The sequence below is a fragment of the Alicyclobacillus sendaiensis NBRC 100866 genome, from assembly GCF_001552675.1.
Classification (GTDB): domain Bacteria; phylum Bacillota; class Bacilli; order Alicyclobacillales; family Alicyclobacillaceae; genus Alicyclobacillus; species Alicyclobacillus sendaiensis.
The window spans coordinates 1-16,316 of sequence record NZ_BCRQ01000002.1; the positions used below are offsets into that span (position 1 = coordinate 1).

Below are 16,316 nucleotides of genomic sequence, written 5' to 3' on the forward strand. Positions count from 1 at the left end.
GAACGGCGGGAGCCACAGCGGTTGAAGTCGTGCGCGTGTCGGCGAGCGCATGGCGGTCGGAGGCGGTGAAGGAGCTCGCAAGGGGCCGGTTGACCGGTGTCATGCTCGTGTGCCAAGACGCGAGCGCCGTCGCGCCGGGCGTCGACGAATTGGCAGCTTCCCATCCTTCCGTGCGCTTTCTCGTGGTCAGCGATTGGCCAGCTTCTCTTGCCTCATCGACCAATGTGGCGGAAATTGCGCAGGATCCCGTCGGCATCGCGTACAGCATCGGGGCGCTCTGCGGGAATTGGATGACGGCTATGGCGTCGGGATCGACGAGTGGCGCGGCCCTAGGCGGTGTGCCGAGTCTTGTGTATGTGCCGCAAGGCGCGAGCGTGGCTGAACAAAAGGCGTTCTTCGTCGGTCTGTATCAGACGAACGCGAACGCCCGGGTGGTCGCGCTTCCCCAGCAATCCGCGCCGAGCTTGTCGATGTACGGATATGCCGTGGAGCTCGGCGTCGTGGCGGGCGACGCGCCACCTGCCGAGATCCAGTCGCTGAGCGGCGTCACCCCGAATTGGGGGTACTTCGGAACCGCCGCCGGTTCAGGCTGCGCCATCGCGCCTGGTCACCTTGCGGCTTCGGAGGTGCTTCGCGGGTTCCGGACCCTCGCATCGCCTGAGTCTTGGCAGCCTGGAGAGCATCTGGTACTCGACCTGACATCGGTCGCGCTCGACGACAAGCGGTTGCCCGCTTCGGTACTCACCGCGTGGGCCGCGCTCCAGGTTCGGGCCGAAGCCCAAGCAGCCCGTGTGGACGCGACTTTTGCCTCGCTGCCGGCCAACGTGCGAACGAACCTCGCGAACTCGTTCCACCTGTCGTAGGACTTCGGGAAAGGTTGAGATGGCGTGGCCGAGTATTACTTTCAGTATCACATTCGCCGGGATCGCCCCGGGTTGTTGGGCGATATCGCCTCGTTGCTTGGCATGCTCGGTGTCAACATCGTACAATTATCGGGAGTCTCGGAGTATGGAAGAGGGTTCCTGATCGACGTCGACCGGCCGGACATTCTCGACGTGTTGAGGACGATGCTCGAGTCGATGGAAGACATCGAGGTGACGGCGCTCCGGGAGCCGACGCTGCGGGACAGGTTGGCGCTCCGCCATGGGCGGTTCATTGAGCGGAGCGACACGGAGAAGCGGACGTATCGGTTCGTCCGAGACGAACTCGGGGTTCTCGTTGACTTTTTAGGGGAGATTTTGAAAAGGCCTGGTCGGCAGGTCATTGGCGTGCGCGGTCAGCCGCGCGTCGGCAAGACCGAGGCTGTGGTCGCGGCGAGCGTGTACGCGAATAAGCGTTGGCTCTTCGTGTCGTCCACGTTGCTGAAGCAGACCATCATGCGCGAACTTCCTTCCGCAACGTTTCGCGCTGAGCCATTCGTCTACATCATTGACGGCGCTGTGTCCGTGATGCGCGGCGGCGAGGACCACATGCGCTGCGTGGATGAAATTCTTCGGATGAAGGCGCCAGTCGTGATCGAGCATCCGGACATCTTCGTCCGGAGGACGCGCTACACGTGGGATTTGTTCGACATGTTGATCGAGTTGCGCCGAGATCCGCAGGAAGAAATTCGCTATGATATGTTCGAAGATGAAACGGCCACGTGGGCTCAGGAGTAGAGATGCCACAGGACAAGGGAGGGCGACGCGTGCACGAGCAGTTGGGGCAAGTTCTGCGCGCCAGGCGCGAATCGCTCGGACTCACGGTCGAAGATATCGAGGAGCGGACAAAAATCCGGAAGCGCTATATTGAGGCACTGGAATCGGGGCAATGGGATGTCCTTCCCGGCCCAGTGTATGCGCGCGGTTTTGTCCGGAGTTACGCGGAGGTACTCGGGCTGGACGGGACCGAGCTTTTGGAAAAGTACGTGGATCATGGTGAAAGGGTGAGCGCCGAGCCGGGGGCGAGAACGGACTCTCGCGCGCCGATCTCGGAACATCCCGCCGCGGAACGAAAGCCGGCGGCGCGGATGGTGGAGCCGAGATCGGTCCATGAGATGGAGCGGACGAGGTCGCGCTCGCACGAGCGACCTGAGCGATCTCGGCGCGAGATCTATGAGCGCCCCGTCCGGCCGGTCGGGTCCTGGGTCGGACAAGGATTGCTCATCGTCGGCGCGCTCGTGGTGGTGGGCGGGCTGTACGTTCTGCTGCATCACCACCACGGCCAGGCGGCCCGCGGGGCGAATTCCACCACGTCAAGTCCGCAGAAGACGCAGGCCACGAAGCCCGTCACGCACAAGTCGGCGCCGCCGAAGCAGGCGACGCAGCCGGAGAAGAAGGCTCAGCCTGTGGTGGTGGCGTTGCCCTATGCGAACGGGGCGTACACGTACAAGGTGCTCGACGCCGACAGCCTTCAGGTGGTGATCACCGTGAATTCGGGCGAGCTGTGGTTCAGCGCGACCGCGGACGGCCAGGCGGTGGCGCCGAACGTCATCCTGAACCAGGGGCAGTCGAAGTCGTTTTCGGCGCAGAACAACGTCACCTTCCATCTCGGTCACGTTCAGGGCGTGTCGATCACGGTGGATGGGCAGCCTGTCCAACTTCCCAACATCACGTGGGCGCCGGTGGTCGTGATCGAACGAGGGTGACGAGGAAGCATCGGAAGCGTACACTGGATGTAGAGGGGCGGGAACATGGCGAAAGAGGCTTCGTTCGACATCGTGTCCAAGGTGGATCTGCAGGAGGTGTCGAATGCCGTTCAGCAGGCTCGGCGGGAGATCGAAACGAGATTTGACTTCAAAGGCTCGAAGAGCGAGATCCGCTTGGAGGGCGACAAGCTCACGCTGATCTCGGACGACGAATACAAACTCGAGCAACTGATGGATGTGCTGAGGACCAAACTCGTCAAGCGAAACGTGTCGCTGAAGGCGCTGAGACCGGGCAAGGTGGAGCCGGCCGCGGGCGGCACGGTTCGCCAGGTGATCGAGCTCGTCAACGGCCTCGACGCGGACCACGCGAAGCAGATCACCAAGATGATCAAGGATTCGAAAATCAAGGTCCAGGCGCAGATTCAGGGAGACCAGATCCGCGTCTCCGGCAAGAGCCGCGACGACCTTCAGGCAGTCATTCAGATGCTCCGGAACGAGGATTTCGATGTTCCGCTGCAGTTCACGAATTATCGCTCGTAATGGGGTGCCCGTGCGCAAATTGGACAAGAGGGGCGTGGGCCATTGAATCTGGCGAATCGGATTACGCTGGCCAGGATTCTGCTGGTGCCTGTCGTCTGCGTGATTTTATTGGTACCCTTTCACATCGGTTCGGTAACGTTCCACGGTCAAACCACCACGGCGAACGAGGCGCTCGCTGCTCTGGTGTTCATCGCGGCGGCAGCCACCGACGCGCTGGACGGGCGGATCGCGCGGAAACGGAAGATGATCACGAACTTCGGCAAGTTTCTCGATCCGCTGGCGGATAAGCTGTTGGTGTCGGCGGTGCTCATCATTCTGGTCCAGATGCAGCGGATGCCGGCTTGGGTTGCGATTGTCATCATCAGTCGCGAGTTCGCCGTCACCGGGCTCCGGCTGATTGCGGCGGGAGACGGCGTGGTCATGGCGGCGAGCCAGTGGGGGAAGTGGAAGACGACCGCGCAGATGGTGGGAATCGTGCTTTTGGTGTTGAATAATTTTCCTTTTTCTGTGATTGATGTTCCGATTGCCCAGGTAATGATCTACGTGATGGTGATCATGACCGTGGTGTCGGCGATCGACTATTTCTTGAAGAATCGAGAGATGATCTTGTCACGCGCCTCTTGAGGCGCCGTCAGGATGGAGAGGGTGGCTGTGGCCTTGGCAGAGCCTTGCCGCGCCGAGCTGATTGCGGTAGGTACGGAGATTGTCATCGGGCAGATCCATAACGGGCATGCTCGAGAGATTTCTCAGGAACTTGCGAAGCACGGAATGTACGTGTACTATCACAGTGCGGTAGGAGACAACGAGGCGCGGATCATCGAGACGTTCTCCATCGCGTCCCGGCGCTCGAACGCCGTGATTGCGACCGGGGGACTGGGGCCGACGCAGGACGACTTGACGAAGGAAGCGCTGGCGAAGTTTCTGGGGAGAAGGCTTGTGCTCTCCGAAGAAGCGCTCGCGGAGGTCGAGTCGTATTTCAAACGCAGAGGCCGGCCCATGCCGGACCAGAACCGGAAGCAGGCCCTCGTCATCGAGGGCGGAGAATGGATTCCGAACCCGAACGGGACCGCTCCCGGACAGTACGTGTTCGACAACGGCGTGCATTATTTTCTTCTCCCGGGTCCGCCCCTCGAAATGCGTCCCATGCTGCAAAATTATGTGATTCCTCGCCTGGTTGACCACTTTGGCGGCACGCGCAAGTTGGTTTCCCGGATTCTCCATTTCTGCGGCATCGGCGAGTCAGATGTGGATGCGAGAATCGCCGATCTGACGTGCAAGGACAACCCGACCGTGGCTCCGTACGCCGGCGAGGGCGAGATGGTGCTCCGCATCACCGCATCCGGCCCTTCGGAAGAGGCGTGCTGGGAACTCATTCGCCCGGTGGAAGACGAGTTGCGGAGGCGGTTTTCGCCCTTCATCTACGGGGTGGACGACGACTCGCTGGCTTCCGTCGTCTTGCGGAAGCTTCAAGAGACCGGATCCACCCTGGCCGTGGCAGAAAGCTGCACTGGCGGCATGCTGGCGCAGATGATCACGGAGATCCCGGGCAGCTCGGCGGCGTTCCTAGGCGGCGTGGTCGCGTATGACAATCGGGTGAAAACCTCGGTCGTTGGGGTGCGCGCGGAGACGCTCGCGGCGCACGGGGCCGTCTCGGAAGCGACGGCCCGCGAACTGGCGGAAGGCGTCCGCGCGAAGCTCGGCGCCACGTACGGCGTCGGCGTGACCGGCATCGCGGGGCCTGGAGGCGGCACGCCGGAGAAACCGGTGGGGCTCGTGTACGTGGGGCTCGCGAGTCCTCGCGGGTCGCAGGTGTTTGAGCTCAGGCTGCGCGGTTCCCGCGCTCAGATTCGAATCCGAAGCTGTAAACAAGCGCTCTGGAGACTATGGCAGGAGTTGAATGGAGATTCTGATGTGGGAAAAGACAAAGCAGGCAGAGGAGAGAAAGGTTGAGAGTATGTCATCGTTTGAGTCTTTTGGGTTGAACCGCCGCGTACTGCAGGCGATTCACGATATGGGGTTTGAAGAGCCTTCGCCGATTCAGGCGGCTTGCATCCCGGTGGTGCTGGAGGGACGAGACGTCATCGGCCAGGCCCAGACAGGCACAGGGAAGACCGCGGCCTTCGGCATTCCGCTCGTGGAGCGAGTGTCGACGGAACCGCGCGTGCAGGCCATCGTGTTGACGCCGACGCGCGAACTGGCGATCCAGGTGGCGGGTGAGATCCGCAAGATTGCAAAATACAAGCGAGTTCGATCCGTCCCGATTTACGGCGGTCAATCCATCGTGCACCAAATCCGCGCGCTGAAGCAAGGCGTGCAAATCGTCATCGGCACGCCGGGCCGGGTGTTGGATCACATTCACCGCGGAACATTGTCGCTCAGCGATGTCCGGATGGTGGTGCTCGACGAAGCCGACGAAATGCTCGATATGGGCTTCATCGACGACATCGAGGCCATTTTGCGCGAGACGCCGAGCGACAGGCAGACCATGCTGTTCTCGGCTACCTTCCCCAACGAGGTCAAGCGGCTGGCGCTGCGCTACATGCGGGATCCGCAGCACATCACGGTCAATCGCGGCGAGGTGACCGTGCCGCAGATCGACCAGGTGTGCTATAAGGTGCTCGAGCGCAACAAGCTCGACAGCCTGTGCCGGATCGTGGACAGCGAGGACATCCAGCTCGGAATTATCTTCTGTCGGACGAAGCGGGGCGTGGACGATCTCGTCGAAGCCTTGCTCGCGCGCGGCTACCTCGCCGATGGGCTTCACGGCGACCTGAGCCAGGCTCAGCGCGATCGCGTCATGCGGAAGTTCCGGAAAAACGAGATCGAGCTGTTGGTCGCGACGGACGTGGCGGCTCGCGGTCTCGACGTGGACGACGTAACGCACGTCATCAACTATGACGTGCCGCAGGATCCCGAGTCGTACGTGCACCGCATCGGGCGGACGGGCCGCGCGGGCAAGCGAGGCTTGGCCATCACGCTCGTGACGCCGCGAGAGTACAAATTGCTGAAACAGATTGAGCGCGAGATCAAGCAAAAGATCACGGTCCGCGAGGTTCCGTCGCTGGAGGATGTGGCGGAGCGGCAGGCTGAGATGTGGAGGAGCAAGATCGTGGATGTCATCCGCGAGGGAGGACTCGCGCCGTACCGCGCCATTTTGAGCGCTCTCGTGGACGAGCACGATCCCATCGACATCGCTTCGGCCCTGTTGAAGTTGGCGTCGTCCGGGGATGGAAATCGGACGGAATCGGACGAATACGACTTCGGAGACACCGGAGCCCGGCCCGGCATGGTGCGGTTTTTCGTCAATGTGGGCCGCACGTCCCGGATGAGCCCGCAGGACTTTGTCCGCGCTATTTCCGAAGAGGCCGGGGTGCCCGGCGACGCGGTCGGCCGGATCGATATGTTCGAGAAGTTCACGTTCATCGAGGTGGAGGAAGAGAGCGCGCCGTTTGTCTACGAGGCGTTGCGCCAAAGCCGAATCAATGGCACGCGGGTGAATTTGGAGCCCGCGAAGCCGCGCTCGTCGCGCCGCTGAGCGGCACGGCGCAGGGGACGGGGAGCCGGACATGGGAGATGTCCGGCTCTTCCTGTGTTTCGAGCCCTCGGGACGAGATACGAACGTTTGTTTGCGTTTTTCGCAGGAACGTGTACAATCGGATCGAAGGATTCCTGCGAGCGTTCGCGAATAGGTTCCCGTGTTCGGGGCAAGCGGAGACGTGGCTCACGGGCATATGCGCTCGAAGAAGTTGAGGGATGGTGTGTCATGGGAGACAAAAAGGCGGCTTTGGAACAAGCCCTGCGAAAAATCGAGAAGGAATTCGGCAAGGGCTCCATCATGAGACTCGGCGAAGCGGCCGCGATGACGGTGGAGACCGTGCCGACAGGATCCATCGCGCTCGACATTGCGCTCGGTGTCGGAGGACTGCCTCGGGGGAGAATTGTGGAGATCTACGGGCCGGAGTCGTCGGGCAAGACGACCGTGGCGCTGCACGTCGTCGCGGAGGTGCAGAAGCTCGGCGGACAGGCGGCGTTCATCGACGCGGAGCACGCGCTGGATCCGGTCTACGCCCAAAAGCTCGGCGTCAACATCGACGAGCTCCTCATTTCCCAGCCGGATACGGGAGAACAGGCGCTTGAAATCGCCGAGGCGCTGGTACGAAGCGGCGCGGTGGACGTCATTGTCGTGGACTCCGTGGCAGCGTTGGTTCCGAAGAACGAGCTCGAGGGCGACATGGGCGATTCGCACGTCGGATTGCAGGCGCGCCTGATGTCCCAGGCGCTGCGCAAGTTGGCGGGCGCCATCAGCAAATCGAAGACCATCGCCATTTTCATCAACCAAATCCGCGAAAAGGTCGGCGTCATGTTCGGAAATCCCGAGACCACGACCGGCGGGCGCGCGCTGAAATTCTACGCCTCTGTGCGCCTGGAGGTTCGGCGCGTCGAGGCCATCAAGCAGGGAAATGACGTCGTGGGATCGCGGACGCGGATCAAAGTGGTGAAGAACAAGGTGGCGCCGCCGTTCCGCCAGTGCGACGTGGATATCATGTTTGGGGAAGGGATTTCGCGCGAAGGCAGCCTGATCGACATCGCCACCGAGATCGACGTCGTTCAGAAAAGCGGGGCCTGGTACTCGTTTGGCGAGGAGCGGCTCGGACAGGGGCGCGAAAATGCAAAACAGTACCTGAAGGAGCATCCGGAGATTGCGGAGCAAATCGAGGCGGCGGTTCGCGAGTACTTCCACGTGAACCCGGCGAAGCCGTTGGTCGCGGCTGCTGCGGAGGATGCGGAAGATGACGCATTCGACGAATTCGACGCCTTCTGATGGGGAAGCCGTGGTCTTGGTGGGGCGCACTGAGGCGACGGGCAGATGGCGCCCCTTGATTTGCGCGGATTTCGAGGACGCGCCTTCTCTGTACCTGACCGCCGAAGACTGGGTGGATTGCGGGCTCAAAGTGGGGATGCGGCTGTCTGCGGAGCAGTACGAGGCGCTCGCGAGGCGCGCGAAGGTTGCGCAGGCGTGGCACCAGGCGCTGAAGCTGCTCGAGGTGCGTCCGCGGTTTGAAGCAGAATTGAGCCGGGCGCTGCAGCGAAAGGGACTGCCGCGCGACGTGATCGACGCGGCGCTCGCCCGCCTGCGCGAGAAGGGGATTCTGAACGACGAGGAGCTCGTGCGAGACCGCGTGGAAGCTTGGGCAGGCACGAGAAGTCGCCGGGAAATCCGGGCGAAGTTGAGAGCTCGGGGAGCGCCGGCAGCACTGGTGACCGAATCCGTACAGGCGCGTGTGGACGACGAGGCGGAGCGAGAGGCTGCCGTCCGACATGCGGAGAAGTACGTTCGGCGCGCGGCGGGTCGCCCTGCGGACGTGGATGAGCGCCGGGCCCTGATGCACCTGGTTCGAAAGGGATTTTCGCCTTCCATCGCGCGCCAGGCTGTCCGAGAAGCCGTCAAGCGCCTGGCGGCGCAGGACGACAATCCGCCGGCGTAATCGCCTTTTCTTGACACCGTTTTGAAACAACACGTAGAATAAAAGTGCGTATCACCTACGGCCTCTAGCTCGAAGACGTCATGGTTCCGATGCGAACAGGTGATCGTCGACCGGAGCAAGGAGGCGCCTCATTGGAAGTCGCAGTCTGGCTGTTGATTGTGGTTTCGCTTGTCTGTCTAGGGATTGGTTTAGGTGCTGGGTACGTGGTCCGGCGCATGGTCGCCGAGGCCAAGATTGGCGCGGCAGAAGCGCGCGCATTGGAAATTATAGAGGCCGCGCAGCGGGACGTCGAGGCTCGGCGCAAGGAAGCGGTCCTCGAGGCCAAAGAAGAAGCTCACCGCATCCGGCAGGAGGCCGAGAAGGAGCTGCGCGAGCGACGCAACGAGATTCAACGGATGGAGCGCCGCATCCTCCAAAAAGAGGAGGCGCTCGATAAGAAGCTCGAAGTCCTGGAGCAGAAGTCGGAGGAGCTTCGCCGAGAAGAAATGGCCATCCAGGCGCTTAAGGACGAAGCCGAGGCGCTGCGCCAGGAACAGGTCCGGGAACTCGAGCGGATTTCCGGTCTGACGCGCGAGAGCGCGAGGCAGTTCATCCTGGAACAGGTTGAGCGCGAGGCGCGCCATGATGCGGCGGTGATGGTCAAACAAATTGAGCAGGAGGCCAAACGAGAGGCGGATCGCCGGGCAAGGGAAATAGTTGCGAATGCCATCCAGCGGTGCGCGGCGGATCACGCCTCCGAAATCACCGTGACGGTGGTCAACCTGCCGAACGACGAGATGAAGGGACGCATCATCGGGCGAGAGGGTCGCAACATCCGAACGCTCGAGTCGCTCACGGGCGTCGATCTGATCATCGACGACACTCCGGAGGCCGTCATCCTGTCCGGCTTTGATCCCATCCGCCGGGAGATCGCCAAAATTGCGCTTGAGCGACTGGTTGCGGATGGACGCATTCACCCCGCGCGCATCGAAGAGATGGTGGAGCGGGCACGCCGGGAAATCGAGGATGTCATCCGCGAGCAGGGCGAGCAGGCTACGTTTGACGCGAACGTCCACGGCCTGCATCCTGATCTCGTGAAACTTCTCGGCCGCCTCCGCTTCCGCACGAGTTACGGACAAAATGTGTTGAAACACTCCATCGAGGTCGCGCATCTCGCGGGGATGATGGCCTCTGAACTCGGGCTCGATGCGGCCCTTGCGCGGCGAGGCGGTTTGCTGCACGACATCGGAAAGGCGGTCACGCACGAGGTGGAGGGATCGCACGTGGAAATCGGCGTGGACCTTGCGCGCCGATACAAAGAGCATCCCGTCGTGATCAACTGCATCGCCGCCCACCACGGCGACGTGGAGTTCACTTCGCCCATCTCCGTCATTGTGGCGGCCGCCGATGCGATTTCCGCGGCTCGCCCGGGTGCGCGCCGCGAAACGCTGGAAGTGTATATGAAACGCCTTGAGAAACTCGAACACATTGCGGATTCGTTCGCGGGTGTCGAGAAGAGCTATGCCATTCAAGCGGGTCGGGAGATCCGCATCATCGTAAAACCCGAATTGGTCGACGATGCTGAGTCTGCGCTGGTTGCGAAGGAGATATCGAAGAAGATCGAGAACGAACTCGACTATCCCGGCCAGATCAAGGTGACGGTAATTCGAGAAACTAGAGCCGTTGAATACGCAAAATAGGGCAGCCTGTGGGCTGGCCCTATTTTTATCCAGGTCGCGCGAGAGCCCTCGGAGCGCGGCGTTGAACGGCGTTCGCCCCCTTGTCCGTTGGCATAATGGCCTTTTTGGCGAATATCGTATAGTGTCCTACTGCCGACGGAACAGAGGAGGTCATCTCACTGTGGATGTGTTAAAAGTCTCCGCAAAATCGAATCCCAATTCGGTCGCCGGCGCCCTGGCGGGAGTCGTGCGAGAGCAAGGTTCGGCAGAAATTCAGGCGATTGGAGCGGGGGCGCTCAACCAGGCCGTGAAGGCTGTCGCGATCGCGCGAGGGTTTGTCGCGCCGAGCGGCATCGACCTGATCTGTGTGCCAGCGTTCACAGACATTAAAATTGATGGCGAGGACCGAACTGCCATTCGCCTGCTCGTGGAGCCTCGCTGAGAAAGGATGAGATCGGTGGCGCGAATGCTTGTGGCCGACGCGCATGTCGATGTCTTGATGAAGTTGGCGGAGGGCCGCGTGGCTTTTCTGGAGGACTCGCCCGACCTGCGGGCGAACTACTATTCGCTGCGCGAGGGCGGTGTCGCCACACAGGTGTTCGCGCTGTACGTCGATCCGTCCCTGGATTCCTACACCCAGTTGGCCGTGGTCCTGCGGCAGATCGACGCGTTCTACCAACAGATTGCCGTGCTGGCCGATGTGCGGGCGGTGCGTTCGAGAGAGGATTTGCGCGTCGCCCGCCAGCAGGGACAGATGGCGGCCATCCTGTCGCTTGAAGGTGGCGGCTGTCTCCGCGGCAGCGTCGAGATCCTGCGCATCCTGTATCGCCTCGGCGTTCGGGGCGTGGGCTTGACGTGGAACGACGCCAACGAACTGGCCGACGGCTGCGGAGAGTTGCGGGGAGCAGGACTCACCCGCGCCGGCCGCGACGTGCTGAGAGAAATGCAGCATTTGTCGATGTGGATCGATCTCGCCCATCTGCACGACGCTGGCGTGCGCGACGTGCTTCGGCTCACGGACGGGCCCGTGATGGCCTCTCACGCCAATGCTCGAGCCGTTCATCCGCACCGCAGGAACCTGACCGACGACGTCATCCGCGAGATCATCCGCCGAGACGGTTGGATGGGTCTCACGTTTCAGCCGTCGTTCGTCGGGCGGGATCCCGTCAGCATCGACGACGTGTTTCGCCACTTGGATCACGTCCTCGATCTCGGCGGGCATCGCCACGTCGGGTTTGGCTCAGATTTCGACGGCACGTCCGCGGACATTCCCGGCCTCGCTGCGAGCAGGGACTACCGCGCATTCGCGGAACGGCTCTGCGACCGATACGGCCAAGACCTCGCGCAGGCCTTCCTCTTTGGCAACTTCGAAGCCTTTCTCATGCGACAGTTGCCGTCCACGTCGCCGCTGTGACCGCCGCCTCCGCCGGAGGCGGCCCGCGCTTGCCTTCGCCTCGTTCGACCCTCCTTCACGTCCTTCCTCCCCGTGACCGGTTCGGTGGGCCATGGCCCAATTTTCCCCCGGCCCTTCCCCACGCGGCGCACCTCCGTTCGCCCATGCATACGATGTGCTGTGAGCGCGACTGGGCAGAAGCCGCCGGGCGACACGCCCGATGGGCTCCATGCCTCGCAAACGGTTCGATTCCTGCGAGCGCAGGTCCGCTCGATTCTGCACAGAGGAGGTAGCCGCATGGTGCTGTCCAGCAAAGACCTCAGCTACCGGGAAATCATGGCGAATGCCGTGTGTGGCCGCGGCAACAAGTACACGCAGACCACGTATACGGTTCGCCCGGCCCATCGCCCGAGCACGATCGGAGGCTGCTGGGTGATGAACCACGTGTACGAGGCGGAGCTGGTAGGCGACTACGTCGAGGTCCGGGGCCGATTTGACATCAATGTATGGTACTCGTACAACGGCAACACGGACACGGCGATCGCCAAGGAGACCGTCACGTACACGGAACAAATTGCCCTGCGGGACATCGACGACGCCTGTGTGCGCGACAGCCGGGAGGTGCGCGTGCACGTGATCCAGAGCCCGAATTGCCTCGACGCAACGCTGACAGGCAACGGCTCCGAGGTCTTGGTGCGCGTCGAAAAGGAACTCGGGGTGGAGGTCATCGGTCAGACCAAGTTGTGCGTCGTTACGGTCGATCTCGCGGACAAGAAGGACATCGACTTCTTCGAGGAGGAGAGCCAGGTCGAGGAAGTCGAGATCGAAGACTGAAGCCCAAGGCGCGTCGGAGGGGGCAGTCGCCCCCTCGCTTTGTGCCCGGAGGAGGTGGCCGCATGGGAGATGATGTCGGGCGCACGCACCTCGCCGTGTACGTGGACGGACCGTATCCCGGGCCACGGAAGTTCGGCGAACAGACGCGGCTGTTTGAAGACCTCTCCCTGCTCGGGCGCGACACGGGCGTCGATGTGCAGGTGCTGACGCCGGGTGATCTGTCGACAGGGCGCGCGCACGTGTTCACGGGCACCGCGTGGGAGACGGCGCCGCGGGCCGCGATGGACGTGGTGTTGCGCCGCTCCGGCGTCTTCCACCGCCACCCCGCGGTCGCCGCCCGGGAACTCGTCGCGCTCCGCTGCCAAGGCCTTCTACATACACTCCCTCGACAAAGCGGGCATAAATGGAAGCTGTATGCCTGGCTGCGCGGCGATGCGCGGTTGCGCCCCCACCTTCCGCGCACGTGGCTGTGCGCTCGCATCGAGGATCTGATGGCGCTTCTCGCGAGCCAGGACGATCTGTACGTCAAGCCGCTCAACGGGACGCAAGGCCACGGCATTTATCGCGTTCGGCGCCGAGCAGGGAAGATTGAGCTTTTGCCCGCGGCTGGCGGAGGATTGATCTCGGTGGCGACGCCATCGGAGCTTCAGCGCGCCTGGCCCGCCGATGCCTGGGTGCCCGCCGTGGCTCAGACCACCATCTCGCTTGCCCGCGTGGGAAACAGGCCGTTTGATTTGCGCTGGCTCGTCTGCGACGGCGACTGCCCGCAGATCATCGCCCGGGTCGCGCGGCTTGCCAAGCCCCGCGCGGTGACCACCAACATTCACACGGGCAGCGAGCCGCGCGCCGCCGAGATGGCCCTCGTGGAGGCGTTTGGCGCGCAAACGGCGGGCGATCTCGTCAATCAGCTGGACGATATTGCCGTAGCCGTGGCACAGCTCGCGCGGGACAAGTTTGGGCCGTACGCCGAATTGGGCCTGGATCTCGCCGTGAGCGACGACGGCCGAACCTATTTCATCGAGCTCAACCCCACGCCCGGCCGGCGGATGTTGCGCCGGTTGGACCCAAAGGTGCATCGTCTGTCACTCCAAGCGCTGCTGGAATATGCTATCCAAGTTCGACAGCGGCGCGGGGGATACGCGCGGGGGTGAGGAAGATGGTTCAGCGGCCGCTCATCGGCATTCTCGACTCCCCGCGATGGGACGAACGCCATCAGACCCTCAGGGAGACCGATCAAATGGCGGGCATCCGGCGCATGGTCGAGATCGCACAGTCGCTCGGTGCCGAGGCGTTCGTGTTTGGTCTGCAGGACGTCGACCTCAAGTCCAAGCAGATCCGCGGGTTTTCGCGCCTGGACGACCGATGGGTCGCGCGCGTCTATCCATTTCCGGACGTGATTTACGATCAACTCGTCTCTCGCAAGGTCGAGCGAAACCAGGCGTATCGGTCGATCCGGCAGGCGCTTTCGGCCGCGTACGGCGAGAGGTTCTTCAACGATGGCTTCTTCGACAAGTGGCAGATCTACGAGTGGCTGCGCCGTTCGCCGGTGCGACCGCACGTCCCAGAGACCATTCGCCACAGGTCGTTGGCCCAAGCCACGGCCTTCGTCGCTCGCCATCCCGTCACCTTTCTGAAGCCCCTTCACGGGAGCCTCGGCCTGGGCATTGTGCGCTTTGCCCTCGATAAGGACGGGTCCGTGTCGTACGAGTGGAAACGATCGCGCGACGGGGTCGTCCACGGCACCGCCGCCTCACCCGCCGAGGCCGTGCAGTTGTTCCGCACGCAATTGCGAAGGCGGCCGTATATTTGGCAGCAGGGTATCGATCTCGTCGCGTTGGACGGTCGGCCCGTCGATGTCCGCATCCTGCTCCAGCGCGACGGGACCGGCGCTTGGAAGCGCACGAAGATGTTTGCTCGGGTCGCGAGGTCCGGCGACTTCACGTCCAATCTCGCGGCGGGCGGCGGCGCCATGCCTGTCGACCGGGCGATTCTCGGCGCCTTTCCCGAGGGCGCGAAGAAGCGCGTGCGCGCGTCCATCCGCAGGCTTGCGGAGGCCGTGGCGGAAGCGGTGGAAACGGGCGCGGGCCGCACCTTCGGAGAACTCGGCATCGATCTCGGCGTCGACCGACGCGGTTTCGTGTGGGTCATTGAGGTGAATTCCAAGCCGCGCAAAGCACCTGCGTCGGCGAGCGGACGCGACGACCTGGTCGAACTCTCGTTCAGGCGGCCGATGGAATACGCGCTGTTCCTCGCGCGACGATCGTCGTGAGCCCGCGCCGAACCAGGGGGGAGAGCAGATGGCGTACTACCTTTTATTTAAAAACCAGCCCTCGGCAAGACGGCTCATGGCAAGCGTGCCTCGCCTCTCCAGGTACACAGCGAGCAATCGAATGACGGATCGCGACGTCTTGGTTCGATGGGGAATGGTGAACGAGAGCGATCCGGCCCGTGGGACGGTGCTCAATGCAAGCGAAGCGCAGCGGCGGATCGCGTCGCGCGCGCAGATGGCGAAATTTCTGCGGCGAGTGGGCGTGCGCGTGGCGCCGCGCGTCAATCGCGACGGGCTTCCTACGACGTTCAGCCGCCAGTACCGCATTCCGATATTCGACTTCGTGCCGATCGGCTGTTTTCGCTCCGACTCGGCCGTCGACTGGACTTCCTCCCGCATTTCGCGGATCCACGATTCGTTCGAGGAGGTGCCGTTTGATAGCGACGGGCAAACCCGCCGCGCCACGTACCTCGCGACGCGAACCCTGCACGCGCTGGGACTCGACTTCGGCCTTGTCTCCATCGGGGTGTCCGAACGAGGATTCCTGCAGGTCCTGGACGTCAGCGCCGCGCCCATCTTGGAGGGGCGCCTGCTGGAGCTGTACCGGGAGGCCGTTCAGCGCTTCGTCGAGCGGGAGGAGGCGTGGCAACGCAAGGGTCCTCCCGACGTCACGCTTGGCGCCGACGTCGAGATCATGTTGCGAAACGCCCAGGGAAAGATGGTGCTCGCGAGCAAGTACTTTCCTCGCAAAGGGCGCATCGGCTGCGACGATCGCAGTGTCCAATTCGACGGCCGGCGGCTGCCCTTGATGGAACTTCGGCCGGCGCCGGACGCCTCGCCCGACGGCCTCGTCGGCCATTTGCGCGCACTGATGGAGGAGGCGAGCGAGACCATCAACCGGCCCGGCGTCGAGTGGAGGGCCGGGAGCGCGCCGTTTCGGCCGTACTGCACGGGAGGCCACATTCACATCTCCGGGGTGCCGCTTTGCGCGCGGCTGGTCAGGGCGCTCGATCACTACGTCGGTTTGCCGCTCATGGCCGTCGAGGATCCCGTGCGCGCCAAGTGGCGTCGGCCCAAGTACGGATTCTTAGGCGACGTGCGCCAGAAGTCGCACGGCGGATTCGAGTACCGGACGCCCGCGAGCTTCGTGTGCAGCCAGGCGGCCACGCGCGCCGCGTTTCACCTGGCACATCTCGTCGCTCGCCACTATCGCGATCTCCCGCTGTACGACATCTACTCGCCGCAACTTCAGTTCGCGTTTTACCAAGCGGACCGCGAGACGCTGCAGCCCATCCTGCTGCGGAACATCGACGCCATCCGCGCGCATCCCGAGTATGCGCACCATCGAGATGCCATCGAGCCTTTGTTTGCGATGATCGAACGCGGGGAGACCTGGGACGAAACAGTGGACGTTCGTCAGGAGTGGGGCGTGCCCCTGCGGCGCGCGCAGGGGCCAAGGCGGGCGAAGGTCCTCGCCGCTCGCAGCTAGTAAACGGCACGGTCGCGCGAG

At 63.0% G+C, this 16,316-nt stretch carries 16 protein-coding genes; all 16 read left to right on the forward strand.

Annotated features, from left to right (window positions below; all coding sequences use genetic code 11):
* The coding region (locus tag AS26_RS14375; protein WP_062305296.1) for a hypothetical protein at nt 1–863 on the forward strand (863 nt) is incomplete at its 5' end.
* A gap of 24 nt (nt 864–887) precedes the next feature.
* A complete protein-coding gene (locus tag AS26_RS00600; protein ID WP_062305297.1) occupies nt 888–1,658 on the forward strand; it encodes a DUF3388 domain-containing protein in 771 nt (256 codons plus the stop codon).
* Nucleotides 1,659–1,687: 29 nt separating this feature from the next.
* Complete coding sequence (locus AS26_RS00605) at nt 1,688–2,626, forward strand: helix-turn-helix domain-containing protein (RefSeq protein WP_062305410.1); 939 nt, start codon at nt 1,688–1,690, stop codon at nt 2,624–2,626.
* Nucleotides 2,627–2,671: 45 nt separating this feature from the next.
* Nucleotides 2,672–3,166: a YajQ family cyclic di-GMP-binding protein gene (locus AS26_RS00610; protein WP_062305299.1), complete on the forward strand. Its 495-nt coding sequence runs from the start codon at nt 2,672–2,674 to the stop codon at nt 3,164–3,166.
* Nucleotides 3,167–3,208: 42 nt separating this feature from the next.
* Nucleotides 3,209–3,790 (forward strand): CDP-diacylglycerol--glycerol-3-phosphate 3-phosphatidyltransferase, encoded by a 582-nt coding sequence (gene pgsA, locus AS26_RS00615; protein ID WP_062305300.1) that lies wholly within the window; start codon nt 3,209–3,211, stop codon nt 3,788–3,790.
* Nucleotides 3,791–3,817: 27 nt separating this feature from the next.
* The gene (locus tag AS26_RS00620; protein ID WP_083515935.1) at nt 3,818–5,116 is read left to right on the forward strand and encodes a competence/damage-inducible protein A; all 1,299 of its coding nucleotides are present in this window, start codon (nt 3,818–3,820) and stop codon (nt 5,114–5,116) included.
* A 4-nt stretch (nt 5,117–5,120) separates the two neighbouring features.
* Nucleotides 5,121–6,701 (forward strand): DEAD/DEAH box helicase, encoded by a 1,581-nt coding sequence (locus tag AS26_RS00625; RefSeq protein ID WP_062305303.1) that lies wholly within the window; start codon nt 5,121–5,123, stop codon nt 6,699–6,701.
* A 228-nt stretch (nt 6,702–6,929) separates the two neighbouring features.
* Nucleotides 6,930–7,988, forward strand: a complete 1,059-nt coding sequence (recA, locus tag AS26_RS00630) for a recombinase RecA (protein ID WP_062305305.1) — start codon at nt 6,930–6,932, stop codon at nt 7,986–7,988.
* Nucleotides 7,957–8,652 carry a regulatory protein RecX gene (locus tag AS26_RS00635; protein ID WP_062305306.1) on the forward strand — a complete coding sequence of 232 codons (696 nt, stop codon included), beginning with the start codon at nt 7,957–7,959 and terminating at the stop codon, nt 8,650–8,652. The genes recA and AS26_RS00635 overlap by 32 nt, the downstream gene beginning before the upstream one ends.
* 89 nt (nt 8,653–8,741) lie before the next feature.
* A complete protein-coding gene (rny, locus tag AS26_RS00640) occupies nt 8,742–10,331 on the forward strand; it encodes a ribonuclease Y (protein WP_062305411.1) in 1,590 nt (529 codons plus the stop codon).
* A gap of 160 nt (nt 10,332–10,491) precedes the next feature.
* Nucleotides 10,492–10,752: a stage V sporulation protein S gene (locus AS26_RS00645; RefSeq protein ID WP_008340016.1), complete on the forward strand. Its 261-nt coding sequence runs from the start codon at nt 10,492–10,494 to the stop codon at nt 10,750–10,752.
* 24 nt (nt 10,753–10,776) lie between these two features.
* Nucleotides 10,777–11,724: a dipeptidase gene (locus AS26_RS00650; RefSeq protein ID WP_062305413.1), complete on the forward strand. Its 948-nt coding sequence runs from the start codon at nt 10,777–10,779 to the stop codon at nt 11,722–11,724.
* 276 nt (nt 11,725–12,000) lie between these two features.
* On the forward strand, nt 12,001–12,537 hold the full coding sequence (gene cotE / locus AS26_RS00655; RefSeq protein WP_062305308.1) for an outer spore coat protein CotE: 537 nt from the start codon (nt 12,001–12,003) through the stop codon (nt 12,535–12,537).
* Nucleotides 12,538–12,599: 62 nt separating this feature from the next.
* Nucleotides 12,600–13,688, forward strand: coding sequence for a YheC/YheD family protein (locus AS26_RS00660; protein WP_062305310.1), 1,089 nt, complete (start codon nt 12,600–12,602; stop codon nt 13,686–13,688).
* A 5-nt stretch (nt 13,689–13,693) separates the two neighbouring features.
* Entirely contained in the window at nt 13,694–14,806 is a 1,113-nt protein-coding gene (locus AS26_RS00665) for a YheC/YheD family endospore coat-associated protein (RefSeq protein WP_062305311.1), read from the forward strand.
* 28 nt (nt 14,807–14,834) lie between these two features.
* The gene (locus AS26_RS00670) at nt 14,835–16,295 is read left to right on the forward strand and encodes a putative amidoligase domain-containing protein (protein WP_062305313.1); all 1,461 of its coding nucleotides are present in this window, start codon (nt 14,835–14,837) and stop codon (nt 16,293–16,295) included.
* Nucleotides 16,296–16,316 lie beyond the last annotated feature (21 nt).